Origin of the sequence: Synechococcus sp. CC9605 (genome assembly GCF_000012625.1) — a bacterium.
In the GTDB taxonomy this organism is placed as follows: domain Bacteria; phylum Cyanobacteriota; class Cyanobacteriia; order PCC-6307; family Cyanobiaceae; genus Parasynechococcus.
Genome location: NC_007516.1, coordinates 398393 through 413116, shown reverse-complemented (window position 1 = coordinate 413116; position 14724 = coordinate 398393). Strand labels below are relative to the sequence as shown.

Below are 14724 nucleotides of genomic sequence, written 5' to 3'. Positions count from 1 at the left end.
CCAGAAGGGATCTAATAAGCTGCCGATATGCACAATCGGAATTTTCTCCGATAGCGGCGTCAATACATCTTTTTTCAATGCCTTTTGATAAACCCCAGCGCATTACGCGCCGTCGATCGTCTGCAGGTCCGATACCTCCAAGACGTCCATTGCCTTCAGGCCAGGTCAGGCAACAGGGCTACAGACAAGGCGCACGACCAACCTTTCTCACGCTCCGTGATCATGGCAAGGTGTTCGTGGCTGACATGCCCCACCTTTCGGATGGGCAACTCGCGCACATCGGCAAGGAAGCCCAGGAGGTTTTGGAGAGCCTCGAACGGCGGATTCAAGACATGGAGCAGGAGCTCAGCCATGGTCCTCAAGAGCGCGACACCCTGATCAAGGCGTCCACCAAACGCGACGTCACACGCCGGTTCATCCGCGCCATTCAGGACGAACAAGAGCATCGTCAGAACAATCCTGCTCTGAGGAGCGCTGCAGGCGAATCGCTTCCGCGCACCTTTCTCGAGGTCGCCCGGCATCGTCTTCCTGGGGCCACCTTTGATTCCTTGCTGCAGGAAGCCCTCGCCGCCTGCGCCCAGCAACAGGACACTCCCCCTGCCCCCACTCGCCTGGAACTCTCCCAGGACAAAGTCATTCCGATTCGCAATGACGGCGACAGCCTCCCGGTGGTGGTGAGCCCGGCTCCAGAATCCGCCTCCGAAGCCTGAGCACAACGCTCAGCGACTCTGGAAGGGATTGGCGGGCATTCGCTCGCTGCATCGGAGCCGGGCCGCATCCAAGGTCTGAAGCTCGTGCTGTGACATTGACCACTCCAGTGCGGTGGAGACATCCCTGGCCTGTTCTGGAGTTCGCAGCCCCGGAATCGGCGTTGTGCCAAGAGCTCTGCACCAGTTCAAAGCAACTTGAACCATCGAAGCCCCGCGCTCGCTTGCGATCGCCTGCACCGCACTGCGCAACTCAAGGCTGGCCGGAAGCAGGCGCTGGAACAGACGTCGTCTCAACCAAGTGGCAGAACGTTTCTCCTCAGCCCCAGGAGCACAACCCAGCACGCCGAAAGCCAGAGGGCTGTAGGCCAAGACCTCCACGCCAAGGTCTCTGCTGACGGCGATCAACTCGCGCAGCTGATCATCCGCAGGTGCCAACAGCGAACACTGCACCTGAATGCTGCGCAAGGAAACGCCGCGCTCCAACAGACGGCGATGGAGCAACACGAGGCGTTGGGGGCCCAGGTTGGACACCCCCAACTCGTCCACCCGGCCAGCCAGAACGAGCTCAGCCAAGCCATCAAGAAGGCCTGTCTCCTGCCAGGGCGCGTAGCGGGCCGTGCTCCAGTGCAACTGCACCCGCCGCAGCTGCCCTTTAAGCCGTATTCGACTGGATTCAAAGGCGGCATCAAAGCCCCGACGCCCCCAGCGCCAGGGAAATGGGGCCAGCTTCGTGGCCACCGTCAACTGGGATCGCCGCAGGGCAGGCAACTCGGCGATGAAGTCGCCAAGCAGCGCTTCACTGCGTCCACTCAGGCTCCCCGTTCCATAGGAATCCGCGGTGTCGATCAAGTTGAGCCCAGAGCTGAGGGCCTGACGAAACGTGGCGCGAAGTCGATTGTCGTCCCGCTGGGCGTCGTACCCCCAAACCGCCTTGTTGCCCCAGGCCCAGGTGCCAAAACCGATGCCGTTCAACGGGGCGATGCTGCTGCCAGCCATGATCGCCATCAACCCGTCTCGCTGCGTCATGACCGCATCCCCCGCACAGGAACCTGCGAGATCGACCGATCAGGCCGTAGAGGGATCGAACCTCGAGGAAGAACGCATTCTCTGCAACCACTGCCGCAGAACCGCCAGCAATGGCATTCGCTGCCTGGGCATGTGCGTCGCCGACAGCGATTACTGATGATCCAACTGTGGATGGCGCCACTGCTGCTCGCCGTCCCGGCAGCGGCAGAACCAAAGCTGAGCTTTGGCCGTCTGGAGCAAAGCCCTGCGCATTGCCGCATCGTCGTTGGGGGGCGTTCTCTGGCCTGCGAACGCCTGCAGATCAGCGCGAACGGAAGCAGTGGCCTGCGGCTTCGTTTCATCGGAGACGATCAAACAACAGGCGGCAGCTACCAGTTGAGCTTCGTCAGCCTTGATGAAGACCATGGCAATCCGCTTAGCTGCGACAACTCCGGCTGCCGTGTGGATTCACGCCGCTGGAGTGGAAGCCTGCTCAGCACCTCCTGGGTCCGGTTTGATGCCAGAGGCCTCCCCACGGGTCTTCCTGCAACCCGCATGGCCGAGGGGCGTTGCTGGATTGCTGCAGGCACCGTCAGCTGCGAGAGTCACTCACGCAACGTTGCCGAAATGAGCGCGGAGGCTCAACTGTGATGAGGATTCAAAGGCGGCACCCAGATTCGAACTGGGGATAAAGGATTTGCAATCCTCTGCCTTACCACTTGGCCATGCCGCCGCCCGGGAACAGCTGTCCCCATCAGGGGATCGTATCAGCCATGGCCCTGGCTCTCTGCTGTTTCTCTGCAACGGCCACGGCGAAGACATGATCACCCTGCGGATCATCCAGGCCGTGCATCGGCGCGCACCGCGACGCCCCCTGACCGTGCTCCCTTTGGTGGGCGCCGGCCGGGTCTTTGATTCTGCGGTTCAGCAGGGATGGTTGACATGCCTGGGGCCGAAAGCGGCCCTGCCCAGCGGTGGCTTCAGCAACCAAAGCCTGAGAGGTCTGCTGGCAGACGTCAGGGCTGGACTCCCCAGTCTGAGTTGGAGTCAATGGCGCTTGGTGTGCCGCCTGGGCCATGAGCGCCAACCCATCGTTGCCGTTGGCGATTTACTGCCACTGCTGATGGCCTGGAGCAGTGGCGCTCCCTTCGGCTTCATCGGCACTCCCAAAAGCGACTACACCTGGCTCAGTGGTCCTGGAGGGGCCAAAAGCGACTGCTACCACCGGCTCAAGGGCAGTGAGTGGGATCCCTGGGAATGGCGCCTGATGCGCTCACGCCGCTGTCAACTGGTGGCCATGCGTGATCGGCTCACAGCCCGTGGCTTGCAGCGCAAGGGCGTGGGCGCCCTTGCACCGGGAAATCCGATGATGGATGGGCTCCAGATCCAACCGCTGCCATCGGCCCTGGAACGCTGCCGCCGAGTGCTCCTGCTCTGCGGAAGTCGCATGCCGGAGGCCCAGCGAAACCTGCAGCGGTTGGTTCGCAGTGCCATGGCGCTGACCGGCCGTGTGCCGATGGCACTGCTCGTGGCCGTGGGCGCCCAACCCGATGCAGAGGTTCTGAGCGACAGTCTTGAGCAACTGGGGTTTCGACGCAGCCTTCCGCCTTCGGACCTACTGGGTGCCGAAGCCTGCTGGGTGAAAGGAGCCTGTCTGGTCCTGATCGGGCGAGGTTGCTTTGACCAATGGGCCGGCTGGGCAGAAGCCGGCATCGCCAACGCCGGAACGGCGACGGAACAACTGGTTGGGCTGGGCATTCCGGCCTTGTCCCTGCCTGGACCAGGACCGCAGTTCAAGCCAGGCTTCGCCCGCCGTCAGAGCCGCCTGTTGGGGGGAGCGGTTCGTCCCTGCTCTGATGAATCCGAGCTCACTAGACGGCTCGAAGTGCTTCTGGCTGAACCGGAACTCCGCTCCCATCTGGGACGGATCGGGTCGCAGCGGATGGGGCCAGCAGGGGGGAGCGATCAGCTGGCACGCCTGATCCTGGATCGCTTCAACGGATACTGAAGATCCCCGGTTGGTTGCGATGGCCGCGATTCAAGACCCCACCCTCGTCAAACTTTGTGCCCAGTTGGCGAGTCGACTGAGCATCAGCCTGGCCAGTGCCCGGCGCCAGGTGGAACAGGCCGCGGCCCGAGAAGGTCATCGCGATGTGGAAGGACGGCGAGCAATGGCTGAATCCATGCTGGCCGCCCTCGACAAGGACAACGGTGACCACGCTCGTCAGCTGGACGCGTTGCTTGAGAACAGCGAAGGCGACGGCAACTTCATTCTGGAAGACTGAGCTCCAGCCTCAGTGCTCAAAGATCTGGTGAAAGCGCAGCCGATCAAGCTCGGCAACCACCGGAACGCATTGAAAGCAGCGTTGTGCCAGATCCCAACGCCCTTCCCGCCGCAACATTTGCTCCAGGCGCTCGCGGGCTGGCAGCAAATAGCGCACATCGTTGGCGGCGTAGGCCAACTGGGCATCCGTAAGTTCGTCCACCCGGCCCCAGTCACTGCTCTGGGCGCCCTTGTCCAGCTCAACGCCGACCAATTCCATCACCAGATCCTTAAGGCCATGGCGGGGGGTGTACGTGCGGCCGAGCCGACTGCCGACCTTGGTGCAGAACACGGGGTTCACTTCGATGCTCAAACCGGCAGCAAGCGCAGCCACATCGAAACGGGCGAAGTGAAACACCTTCTCCACCGTGGGCGCCTCAAACAGGCGCTTGAGATTTGGTGCCTCGGTCTGGCCCAGGCCAATGCGGACACAGGCCACACGGTCCTCGGCGTCGGCGATCTGAACCAGGCAAAGCCGATCACGCCCATGAATCAGCCCCATCGCTTCGGTATCAACGGCAAGCCGCGGGGACTGCAGGTAGCGCTCCGTCCAAGCTGCATCGAGATCGCGATCAAAGACCGCGAATTCCGCTGGGGATGACGACTTCTCAGCCATGGCTTCAGGAAGGGATAGGGCCAGTGTGGCCAATCACCTCCACAGCAAGTCTCAAGACTCTCCTCTTGAATCTTGAAATGAGATCGCTTTTGATTGATGCAGTTGTCCCGCGCCTGTGTTCTCTCGCAGAAAGCCTTCGCGCACCTGTCTGGCAGACATCGAGCAGTACTTCCATCAACCGCCGCCGCAATTCCTCGATCTCGAGCTGGCTGTCTGCTGGATCCTCGAGTGCTTGCTCAAAGACGACAACTACCCCTCCGGACTCCTGCAGAAACTGATCCGGGAGGAGCCACAACTGCGGCTTTCTGAAACCGTTCTGCAACAGGCGCTGGAGTTCCTTGAGCAACATGGCTCGATCAGCAGTTACACCCAACGCTGCCCAAGTCGCGGACGGCCACGGCGCATGCTGCACCTTGAATCCGATGCACGCGGCGAAGCCGAGCGACTAATGCAGCCCTGGCGCAGCTGGCTGGACTCCCACCGGTTCGCCTTGAACTAAGCGATTCAGCCGGCGCAAGGCTTAAAAAGGTTGAACACAGTCGGGATGCCATGCCTGCAGGATTCCAATCCACCCTCCTGCTGACTGTTCTGCTGGCAATTGGTCTGGTTTTCTTTCTGCGTGCAGCCAGCAAGGACCGAACCACAGTGGTGGACGTGATGTCCCCCCAACCCCCCATCACCGTTCTTGACGGGCTCAGCACTTGGCTGGAAGACCGCGGCTGGAGCCGAGATGGCGGCGACGCTGAGCGCCAGGTGCTCCGCTTCAAGGGGAAGGTGGCCTCCAGCCAACCCCTTGCAATCTTGCTGTCAGTGCTGGCGGCCATTGGCTCCGCCTGCTTCGGTCTGGTCCTGCGTCAGCTGGCACCCCAACTGCACTGGTGGCCTCTGCTGCTGATCGGCCTCGGTCCTCTGGCGGGAGCTGTTTACACCCGGCGGGCCGCTCGCACAGAAGCCCTTGAACTGCAACTCCTTCCTGCTACCGAGGGAGACGGCAGCGCCATTCGTCTGAGGGCTCATCGGGACGAACTGATCGCCATCGAACTGGAACTGGCTGAGACCCTGCAACTCGCCAGTGATGGATCCCTGCTCTCCTCCCCCATCTGAACCATGCATTTGCCGGGCTGGATGCGACGGCGTCGCGTTGCCTCAGGGCTTGCCATCACAGGCCTGTCACTGGCAACCCTGGCGATGACCAAGGCTGCGGAACAGCACAACTGGCTTGGCACAGCCGAGCCCAGCAACGAACCAGCAGAGCAACCCGCACCGGAACCGCCGGAGCCCTGTCCTGAGCCCGCCACACCAGATCCCCTGCTCGGCCCACGCACAAAGAAACCCGGGAGCTGGGTTGGGCGAAGCCCTGTGCAGAGCAACCTGCCAATCGTCGTCATGGCAGGACATGCCGACTCCCAGGGCACCGCCAGTCCAGGAACCCCTGGATATGCCGTGGATCAGCAGAAGCGAGCGCCGATGCAACCGGGCATTCGCGATGAGCTGTTCTGGAACCGCCAGGTTCAGGCCGCAGTGGTGAGCCAAGGCCAAGCCCGTGGCTTGAATATCCGCGCCTACACCCCGCCGTCAATCAGCATCTCGAACGACGACGACCCTGCCACCAACTGGTCGAAGGCCAAGGTCTTTTCGGAGCGTGGTGAATATGTGTTGGAGATCCATTTCGATGCCTACCGGCCCCATGGCTTCGGCTCCGGCCTGATTCCAGTGCTCGCCAATGTGCGTGAACTGAATGTCGCCGATGAAAGCCTGGCCCTGGCATTTGGGCGATACCCACGCCTGTTCCGCGGAGGCCTTGGCGGTCCGCGTCGCGGCATCGGAATTCTCGAAATCGCCATGCTTGAACCTCCCCTCGAGACGAAACTGAGGGATCCGAGCTCAAGGGAGCACACGGTGAACTGCCTGGCCGAGCGCGTGGTGAACGCGCTCGTTCAAGGCGTCAGTTAATTGATCGCTCCATGGGGTCGGCAGCGCTCATCCAGCGAGGCATCACCCAGCCAGTCCTGAGGCTTGGTGAACAGTTCGGTCAGCAGGGCTTCCCGTGATCCGGCCTCTGCGGTGTAGCCGTACTCCCAACGCACCAGCGGGGGCAGAGACATCAGGATCGATTCCGTGCGTCCATTGGTCTGCAGACCGAAGATCGTGCCGCGGTCCCAGACCAGGTTGAACTCCACATATCGGCCCCGTCGATAGAGTTGAAAATCCCTCTCGCGATCGCCATAGGCCATCGGATGACGCTTCTCCACGATGGGGGCGTAGGCGGGAAGGAAGGCTCTGCCGTTGGCCTGCCCCAAGGAGAACAGCTGCTCCCAACTCAGCGGCCGAGCTCCCAAGCTGGCGGACACCTGAGCCGCAGGACCGGAGGGATCCTGACCCTTGTAGAGGGTGCCGTTGGCATCTTGGTAGTCGTAGAAGATGCCGCCGACGCCGCGGGTTTCACCGCGGTGCTTCAAATAGAAGTATTCATCGCACCAGGGCTTGAACACCTTGTGCAGATCCGGGTGAACCGAATCACAGGCCGCCTGATGGGTGCGATGGAAATGACGGGCGTCGTCGAGAAACGGGTAGTACGGCGTCAGGTCGGCACCGCCGCCGAACCACCACACCGGGCCAGCCTCGAAGTAGCGGTAGTTGAGGTGAACCGTCGGGATGTAGGGGTTGCGCGGATGCAGAACCATCGAGGTTCCGGTGGCGAACCAGGGATGCCCCTTCGCCTCTGGACGCTGCTTGAGGATCGACGGGGGCAGTTCTTCGCCTTGAACTTCGGAGAAATTCACGCCGCCCTGTTCAAAGACGCGGCCCTCACGCATCACCCGGGAGCGCCCCCCACCCCCTTCATGCCGCACCCAACTCTCCTCAACGAAGCGACCTTCACCGTCGAGGGCTTCCAGGCCTGCACAGATTTGATCCTGCAGCCCCATCACCATCGCCCGAGCCCGCTCTCTGGAATCGCTTGGGGGCAGCTCAAGGGGAGCGTTGCTGACACCCACGTCCTGGCGTCCGAGGACGCGGCGAATCAGGGAGCGGACCATGTGTCAGAGACTGAAGACATCGAAACCTAACCAGGTCACCCCAGGCCTGGACAAGCATCCGTCAGGGACTGTCACGGGCGGCGCCCCTAGGATCCGGCTTACCTTGTTGAAACGGATGACCCCGGTCGAGCAGGCCAACAAAGCCCTCCAGCAAGTCAAAGATGCCGGCAGTGGCAAAACGGCCCTGGAGCTCGGCTGGATCGAACAGATCCGCATCACCCCGCCGCGGGCTGTGTTTCGCCTCAGCCTCCCAGGCTTCGCCCAAAGCCAGCGTGACCGCATCGTGGCCGAAGCACGGGGCGCTCTGATGGCGCTCGACGGCATTGAAGACGTGCAAATCGAGATCGGCCAACCTCCAAGCCAGGGTGGTATCGGCCAAGCCGGCCATGGTCAGCCGGCAGAACGCCAGTCGATCCCCGGCGTTCGCCAGGTGATTGCGGTGAGCAGCGGCAAAGGCGGCGTCGGCAAGAGCACCGTCGCCGTCAATCTGGCCTGCGCCCTCGCCCAGACCGGGCTGCGGGTAGGACTTCTGGACGCCGATATTTACGGGCCGAACGCACCAACCATGCTGGGCGTCGCTGACCAAACACCGGAGGTGCAGGGCAGCGGCGATCAACAGCGGATCGTCCCGATCGAGACCTGCGGCATCGCCATGGTGTCGATGGGTCTGCTGATCGACGATCACCAGCCTGTGATCTGGCGCGGCCCGATGCTCAACGGCATCATTCGGCAGTTCCTCTACCAGGCCGAATGGGGTGAGCGGGACGTCCTCATCGTTGACCTGCCGCCGGGCACCGGTGATGCACAGCTCTCTCTGGCCCAGGCGGTGCCGATGGCCGGCGTTGTGATCGTGACCACCCCCCAGCAGGTGTCGCTGCAGGATGCGCGAAGGGGTCTTGCCATGTTCCGGCAGATGGGCATTCCTGTCCTCGGCGTGGTGGAGAACATGAGCGCCTTCATTCCCCCAGACCGTCCCGACTGCCGCTATGCCCTCTTCGGCAGTGGCGGCGGTGCCCAACTCGCCTCGGACTATGACGTTCCCTTGCTGGCTCAGATCCCCATGGAGATGCCAGTGCAGGAAGGCGGTGACACGGGACGACCGATCGTGATCAACCGCAGCGACTCCGCCAGCGCCGCCGAGTTTAAGGGCCTTGCTGAGGCCGTGCTCAAGGCCGTCACTCAGACCGTCTGACGATGTTCAGCCGACGTGACCGCCGCAGATCGCACCGGGAGTGGGTGCTCTGGGGTGTTCCGCTCGGGATGATCGCCATCGCCGGGGTGCTGATCGCCAGCACCCAACGCCAGGCGGACTATGCCGACTGGTATCACCACTGGATCACCGCGGCCTTCGGTGTGCTGCTGGCGCTGGGGTTGGAACGGCTGCCGCTGCAGCGTCTCCGGCCCCTGTTGGTTCCCGTCTACGCCCTTACGCTGATAAGCCTCATAGCGGTGCGCGTGATTGGAACCACAGCGCTGGGTGCCCAACGCTGGATCAGCATTGGCGGGGTTCATGTCCAGCCATCGGAATTCGCCAAGATCGCGGCGATCCTGCTCGTGGCAGCGGTGTTGTCGCGACACCCGGTGGAGCGACCGATTGATCTGATGCGCCCGCTGGGGGTGATTGCGGTGCCTTGGCTGCTGGTGTTCATCCAGCCTGATCTCGGCACATCGCTTGTGTTCGGAGCCCTAATGCTCACGATGCTCTATTGGTCTGGGATGCCGGTCGAGTGGGTGATTTTGTTGTTGTCACCGCTGGTGACAGCCCTGCTCTCAGGCCTTCTCCCCTGGGCCATGGCCCTCTGGATCCTATTAATGGGAGTTCTCGCGTACCGCTCCCTGCCATGGAAACGTCTGGCAGCCACAGCAACCCTGGCGATCCATGGCGCCATGGCTGCTGTGACGCCATGGCTCTGGATGCATGGTTTGAAGGACTATCAACGGGACCGTTTGGTGCTGTTCCTCGACCCCAGTCAGGATCCATTGGGCGGGGGCTATCACCTGCTCCAGAGCACTGTGGGCATCGGTTCAGGCGGCGTCTTAGGCACAGGTCTTCTTCAAGGCCAACTGACCAAACTCCGTTTCATTCCTGAACAGCACACCGATTTCATCTTCAGCGCCCTGGGCGAGGAAACCGGTTTTGTTGGCTGTCTTCTGGTGGTTCTTGGCTTTGCAGCGTTGATGGCGCGGTTGCTCCAGATCGCGCGCAATGCCCGTACCGACTTCGAATCACTGGTGGTGATCGGGATCGGCACGATGCTGATGTTCCAGGTGGTGGTCAACATCTTCATGACCATCGGCCTCGGCCCCGTCACAGGGATCCCCCTGCCCTTCCTTAGTTATGGGCGCTCAGCCATGGTGGTGAACTTCATCGCGCTCGGCCTCTGCCTGTCGGTGGTCCGGCAAAGCCGTCGCTCCTTGGCGCAACTCCGTTGACCGGGCCCTCCTTCACCGCCCTGCGGCAACGGCTGGCGCAAGACGTGCCCCAGGGCCGCTGCGATGAGATTGGTGTTCGGCGGCTTTGGTGGGCTGCTCTGGAAACCCTGCAACAGGACCTGCTTGAGCGCGGCCTGGAACGCGGAATCTGGCTGGCTGCCCCCCTGCCGGCTCTCTATGAACCGGAGTTGCTCCAACATCTGCAGGGATGGGTGTGGGCTCCGGATCAACTGGATCAACTGAGTCCGCATCCAACAGCACTGCCGGGACGGTCCAGCAGCGATGAGCCCGGTTCCCTGCGGGGATTCCAACGCTTGTCCCTGGGCCCCGACGACGGGGATGACCCACTGCTACTAGTGATCACGCCTGAGGTCCAGGTGGCCCTTGCGCTGCATGGGCCGGCCCAGAAGCGTCAGCTGCTGATGCGTTGCGACCCGGCAACGCTCAGTGATGTTCTGGTGCAGCTGGGGGGTCGGCTGGAGCACCAGTCACCAGCGCAGGCCGAGCAGCTGCGCAAAGCGCTCGAATCGATCGGCTCCCTGCAGAGCAATGCAGCCTGGTCAGAACAGTTCTGGCCCCGTCTCACCGAGCGGCTCACCGGCACAGCCCCTGGGCTGATGCTGCAACCCATCCAGGCTGAGCGCCCACCGGAAGCTCCGAGCCATGGAGATCTGAATTTACTGGAAGCGATCACCCATGAGGTGCGAACCCCTCTGGCCACGATCCGAACATTGATCCGCTCTCTGCTGCGGCGGAAGGATCTGGCTGATGTCGTTGTGAATCGCTTGCGGCAGATCGATGTGGAATGCAGCGAGCAGATCGATCGCTTTGGCCTGATCTTCCATGCCGCTGAACTGCAACGGGAGCCCAACGAGGCCAATCTGGCCCGCACTGATTTGCAAGCCATGCTGAGCGCCCTTGCGCCCAGCTGGACGGAGCAGCTGGACCGTCGCGGGATCGCCTTGGAGCTGGATCTCAGCGCTGACCTGCCCGCGATCCTGAGTGATTCCCGGCGACTGGAACCGATGCTGGGGGGTCTGATCGACCGCAGCACCAGGGGGCTCCCCTCAGGAAGTCAGCTCACGCTTCACCTCCAGGCAGCAGGTCCGCGGGTAAAGCTTCAGCTGCATGTGGAGCATCCCGACAGGAGCCAGGCCACAGAGGCCGGCTCGGAGCCCCAGCGCGAAAACGTGGGGACCGTCCTCAGCTGGGATCCCAGCACCGGCAGCCTGCAGTTAAGCCAGGATGCGACCCGCCAGATGATGGCCAGCCTGGGGGGCCGCTATCAGCCCAAGCGCGACCGCGACATCACCGTTTTTTTCCCGGTGCATACGCCCGGAGAGTGATGGGTTTGTTGACGGGTGTGAAGCTTGCTTTCGGAGGTCAAAACAGGCCCCAACGACGGTGCTACTTTCCAGCCATAACGGCTCTTGTGGATTCTTTCAGCCATGGCAGCAACGGCGTTGAACGGTCAACTTCCCCAGCACATCGCCAGCACTGGCGGGCTTCTGAATTCAGCGGAGACTGAAGAGAAATACGCAATCACCTGGACCAGCAAGACAGAGCAGGCCTTTGAGCTGCCCACCGGTGGTGCCGCTCTGATGAATTCAGGTGAAAACCTGATGTATTTCGCTCGCAAAGAACAGTGCCTCGCCCTCGGCACTCAGCTGCGCACGAAGTTTAAGCCCCGGATTGAGGACTACAAGATCTACCGGATCTACCCCGGTGGTGACACCGAATTCCTGCATCCCAAGGATGGCGTGTTCTCCGAGAAGGTGAACGAAGGTCGTCCCATGGTGGGCCACAACCCCCGTCGCATTGGCCAGAACGTCAACCCGGCCAACATCAAGTTCAGCGGCCGCAACACCTTCGACGCCTGATCTCTCAAAACGGTCGCCCGGAGGTCATGATCTCCGGGTCTCGGCTGCGATGATCAGGTCATGTTCAGTCCCGATCGCGACGCCTTTCATCAGGCTGTTTGCAGTGGTGCCAACCTGATTCCTCTGGCTCAGAGTTGGCCTGCAGATCTTGAAACACCCCTCACCACCTGGATCAAGGTGGGCGACGGAAGGCCTCCAGGCGTGCTGCTGGAATCTGTCGAAGGTGGTGAAACCCTCGGGCGTTGGAGTGTGATCGCCTGCGATCCTCTCTGGACGGCATCGGCGCGGAACGATTGTCTGACGCGCACCTGGCGTGACGGTCGTGAAGAGCAGTTCAGCGGTAACCCGTTCGAATCCCTGCGCGACTGCCTCGCGCCGTACTCCTGCGTCAACCTGCCGGGCCTCCCTCCCCTGGGACAGCTGTACGGCGTTTGGGGCTACGAACTGATCCAGTGGATCGAACCCACCGTCGCAGTCCACCCCCGTGTTGCGGCCGATCCCCCGGATGGGATCTGGATGTTGATGGACGCGATCCTGATCTTTGATCAGGTGAAACGACAGATCACCGCCGTCGCCTTCGGCGACCTCTCCAACAGGGTGGATGAGGAGCAGGCCTGGGAGACCGCCATCGGACGGATCGAGGCCTTGCGCCAACGGATGAACGCACCTCTGCCCGCCGTCAAACCACTGACCTGGGACGCGAGAAGCAAAGAGCTTCCCGCTGTGCGCTCCAACCGCAGCCGCGATGAATTCGAAGCCGCCGTAGACACCGCCAAGGAACACATCGCAGCCGGCGATGTGTTCCAACTGGTGATCAGTCAGCGCCTGGAGACGGAGGTCCCTCAATCACCCCTAGAGCTGTACCGCAGTCTGCGGATGGTGAATCCATCGCCATACATGGCGTTCTTCGATTTCGGGGACTGGCAACTGATTGGCTCCAGTCCGGAAGTGATGGTTCAAGCCGAACCGGCTGCTGATGGCATCCACGCCAGCCTGCGACCCATCGCCGGAACACGCCCTCGCGGCGCCACGCCCCTGGAGGACCGCGAGCTGGAAGCTGACCTGCTGGCCGATCCCAAGGAACGGGCTGAGCACGTGATGCTGGTGGATCTAGGCCGCAATGACCTCGGCAGGGTCTGTCAGCCCGGAAGCGTGGCAGTGCAGGACCTGATGGTGATCGAGCGCTACTCCCACGTGATGCACATCGTCAGCCAAGTCGAAGGACGTCTGGGCCCGGCACACGATGTGTGGGATCTGCTGATGGCGGCGTTCCCCGCCGGCACCGTCAGCGGTGCACCAAAAATCCGAGCGATGCAACTCATCCACGAGCTTGAACCCGATGCGCGTGGCCCCTATTCCGGGGTGTATGGATCCGTTGATCTGGCCGGGGCCCTCAACACAGCAATCACCATCCGCACCATGGTGGTGCAACCCCGTGATGGCGGAGGATGCCGGGTCAAAGTGCAGGCTGGGGCCGGTGTTGTGGCCGATTCACAGCCAACGGCGGAGTTTGAGGAGACCCTCAACAAAGCCCGTGGAATGCTGACCGCACTGGCATGCCTGAATCCGCCGGAATGACAGCGCAACCCCTTCTGCTGAAAGGCTTCGAAGTTGAACTGTTCACCGGTCGCACCAACGGAGCCAACGTGGGCGTCGCCTCCGACGTTGCCAGGGACCTGCCTGGCTTTGTGACAGAGCCGGACTGTCGCAACCTCGAATACGTCACCGACCCGATCCGGGATTACGCCGCCCTGCCCGAGGCGCTGCTCGCTCCCCGGCGGACGCTGCGTCAGTGGCTGCAGAAGCGTGATCTGACGCTTCTTCCCGGCAGCACCATGAGCCTGGGCGACAGCAGCCGATTCGAACGCTCCGACCCAGACAACGCCTATCACGCGCTGATTGAACAGCTGTATGGCACCAGGGTCGTGACAGCCAGCATCCACATCAACCTCGGGATCACCGATCTCAACTGGTTGTTTGCAGCAGTCCGGCTCGTGCGCTGCGAAGCGGCTTTGCTGCTCGCCCTGAGTGCCAGTTCTCCCTTCCTGGATGGGCGTAACACCAGCCACCACTCCCAGCGATGGCATCAATTCCCGCTCACGCCCCCTGCGGTTCCCCTGTTCCGGGATCACGAGCACTACATCCAATGGGTGGAAGAGCAACTGGCCACGGGTGGCATGCGCAACGAGCGTCACCTGTGGACGTCCGTTCGGCCCAATGGTCCTCGGCGCCCCTACGACCTCAACCGGTTGGAGTTACGAATTTGTGATCTGGTCACCAATCCCGATGAACTGCTGGCGATCACCTGTCTGCTGGAGCTGAGGCTGCTGGCCCTCAAAACCAACATCGAAAGCCTCGATCCGCTTCGTAGCAGCTCCCTTTCCGCCGATGAACTGGTCCAACTGGCCGACAGCAACGACGCCGCCGTGGCCCGATCCAGCCTGAATGCTGAACTCAGGCATTGGCAGGACGGCCGTGCCATCAATTGCAGGGACTGGCTGATGGAGCTGCTTGATCAGCTGGCTCCCCTGGCCGAATCGCTCCAGCTCAGCGCCTGCTTGAAGCCCTTGGATTCCCTGCTTGTTCATGGCAATCAGGCCATGCGCTGGGAAACGGCCCATGGCCAGGGCCAATCCATCGAAGACCTGCTTCAGAAAGGTATTCAGCGGATGGAAGAGGAGGAACGGATCTCCACTGGGGAAGCCTGTTTGGGATGATC

17 protein-coding genes and 1 tRNA gene are annotated in these 14724 nt (G+C 62.1%); 14 read left to right on the top strand and 4 right to left on the bottom strand.

Translation table 11 applies throughout. The annotated features are described in order from the left end of the window. Positions 1 to 77 precede the first annotated feature (77 nt). On the top strand, positions 78 to 710 hold the full coding sequence (locus SYNCC9605_RS02085) for a hypothetical protein (RefSeq protein ID WP_011363426.1): 633 nt from the start codon (positions 78 to 80) through the stop codon (positions 708 to 710). A gap of 9 nt (positions 711 to 719) precedes the next feature. On the opposite strand, the gene SYNCC9605_RS02080 is transcribed toward SYNCC9605_RS02085, so the two are convergent. After that, positions 720 to 1736 (bottom strand): aldo/keto reductase, encoded by a 1017-nt coding sequence (locus SYNCC9605_RS02080; protein ID WP_198002464.1) that lies wholly within the window; start codon positions 1734 to 1736, stop codon positions 720 to 722. On the opposite strand from SYNCC9605_RS02080, the gene SYNCC9605_RS14995 reads away from it, so the two are divergent. Together SYNCC9605_RS14995 and SYNCC9605_RS02070 are read left to right on the top strand one after the other, a co-directional pair. After that, positions 1735 to 1893, top strand: a complete 159-nt coding sequence (locus SYNCC9605_RS14995; protein ID WP_011363424.1) for a hypothetical protein — start codon at positions 1735 to 1737, stop codon at positions 1891 to 1893. The two genes, SYNCC9605_RS02080 and SYNCC9605_RS14995, sit on opposite strands and share 2 nt — an antisense overlap. Beyond that, on the top strand, positions 1893 to 2366 hold the full coding sequence (locus SYNCC9605_RS02070) for a hypothetical protein (RefSeq protein ID WP_257929891.1): 474 nt from the start codon (positions 1893 to 1895) through the stop codon (positions 2364 to 2366). Before SYNCC9605_RS14995 ends, SYNCC9605_RS02070 begins: the two co-directional genes overlap by 1 nt. An 11-nt stretch (positions 2367 to 2377) precedes the next feature. On the opposite strand, the gene SYNCC9605_RS02065 is transcribed toward SYNCC9605_RS02070, so the two are convergent. Next, positions 2378 to 2448 (bottom strand) — tRNA-Cys (locus SYNCC9605_RS02065). Between the two features lie 54 nt (positions 2449 to 2502). On the opposite strand from SYNCC9605_RS02065, the gene SYNCC9605_RS02060 reads away from it, so the two are divergent. Both SYNCC9605_RS02060 and SYNCC9605_RS02055 read left to right on the top strand, forming a co-directional pair. After that, on the top strand, positions 2503 to 3723 hold the full coding sequence (locus tag SYNCC9605_RS02060) for a lipid-A-disaccharide synthase-related protein (RefSeq protein WP_041435401.1): 1221 nt from the start codon (positions 2503 to 2505) through the stop codon (positions 3721 to 3723). 19 nt (positions 3724 to 3742) lie between these two features. Then, the gene (locus SYNCC9605_RS02055; protein ID WP_011363421.1) at positions 3743 to 4000 is read left to right on the top strand and encodes a hypothetical protein; all 258 of its coding nucleotides are present in this window, start codon (positions 3743 to 3745) and stop codon (positions 3998 to 4000) included. A gap of 9 nt (positions 4001 to 4009) precedes the next feature. Here the strand turns inward: SYNCC9605_RS02055 and SYNCC9605_RS02050 are convergent, their stop codons facing one another. Beyond that, positions 4010 to 4654 (bottom strand): ribonuclease D, encoded by a 645-nt coding sequence (locus SYNCC9605_RS02050; protein WP_011363420.1) that lies wholly within the window; start codon positions 4652 to 4654, stop codon positions 4010 to 4012. A gap of 115 nt (positions 4655 to 4769) precedes the next feature. Between SYNCC9605_RS02050 and SYNCC9605_RS02045 the strand changes: the two genes are divergently transcribed. From SYNCC9605_RS02045 to SYNCC9605_RS02035, 3 genes are read left to right on the top strand one after another with little or no spacing between them, the layout of a single operon-like run. Next, complete coding sequence (locus tag SYNCC9605_RS02045) at positions 4770 to 5153, top strand: helix-turn-helix transcriptional regulator (RefSeq protein WP_011363419.1); 384 nt, start codon at positions 4770 to 4772, stop codon at positions 5151 to 5153. A gap of 50 nt (positions 5154 to 5203) precedes the next feature. Continuing rightward, positions 5204 to 5758 (top strand): cofactor assembly of complex C subunit B, encoded by a 555-nt coding sequence (locus SYNCC9605_RS02040; RefSeq protein ID WP_011363418.1) that lies wholly within the window; start codon positions 5204 to 5206, stop codon positions 5756 to 5758. Between the two features lie 3 nt (positions 5759 to 5761). Continuing rightward, positions 5762 to 6607, top strand: a complete 846-nt coding sequence (locus SYNCC9605_RS02035) for a hypothetical protein (protein ID WP_011363417.1) — start codon at positions 5762 to 5764, stop codon at positions 6605 to 6607. Here the strand turns inward: SYNCC9605_RS02035 and hemF are convergent. Then, positions 6604 to 7692, bottom strand: coding sequence for an oxygen-dependent coproporphyrinogen oxidase (gene hemF / locus SYNCC9605_RS02030; RefSeq protein ID WP_011363416.1), 1089 nt, complete (start codon positions 7690 to 7692; stop codon positions 6604 to 6606). The genes SYNCC9605_RS02035 and hemF overlap by 4 nt on opposite strands. Positions 7693 to 7807: 115 nt before the next feature. Between hemF and SYNCC9605_RS02025 the strand changes: the two genes are divergently transcribed. The 6 genes from SYNCC9605_RS02025 to gshA all read left to right on the top strand — a co-directional run bounded on the left by SYNCC9605_RS02025 (position 7808) and on the right by gshA (position 14722). Then, positions 7808 to 8884: an Mrp/NBP35 family ATP-binding protein gene (locus SYNCC9605_RS02025; protein ID WP_011363415.1), complete on the top strand. Its 1077-nt coding sequence runs from the start codon at positions 7808 to 7810 to the stop codon at positions 8882 to 8884. A 2-nt stretch (positions 8885 to 8886) separates the two neighbouring features. Beyond that, positions 8887 to 10125, top strand: a complete 1239-nt coding sequence (gene rodA, locus SYNCC9605_RS02020) for a rod shape-determining protein RodA (RefSeq protein ID WP_011363414.1) — start codon at positions 8887 to 8889, stop codon at positions 10123 to 10125. Then, positions 10122 to 11471: a sensor histidine kinase gene (locus SYNCC9605_RS02015; RefSeq protein WP_011363413.1), complete on the top strand. Its 1350-nt coding sequence runs from the start codon at positions 10122 to 10124 to the stop codon at positions 11469 to 11471. Before rodA ends, SYNCC9605_RS02015 begins: the two co-directional genes overlap by 4 nt. A 102-nt stretch (positions 11472 to 11573) precedes the next feature. Beyond that, a complete protein-coding gene (locus SYNCC9605_RS02010) occupies positions 11574 to 12005 on the top strand; it encodes a photosystem I reaction center subunit II PsaD (protein WP_011363412.1) in 432 nt (143 codons plus the stop codon). Positions 12006 to 12065: 60 nt separating this feature from the next. Further along, positions 12066 to 13583 (top strand): anthranilate synthase component I, encoded by a 1518-nt coding sequence (locus tag SYNCC9605_RS02005; RefSeq protein WP_011363411.1) that lies wholly within the window; start codon positions 12066 to 12068, stop codon positions 13581 to 13583. Then, positions 13562 to 14722 carry a glutamate--cysteine ligase gene (gshA, locus tag SYNCC9605_RS02000; protein ID WP_011363410.1) on the top strand — a complete coding sequence of 387 codons (1161 nt, stop codon included), beginning with the start codon at positions 13562 to 13564 and terminating at the stop codon, positions 14720 to 14722. The genes SYNCC9605_RS02005 and gshA overlap by 22 nt, the downstream gene beginning before the upstream one ends. Positions 14723 to 14724: the final 2 nt, after the last annotated feature.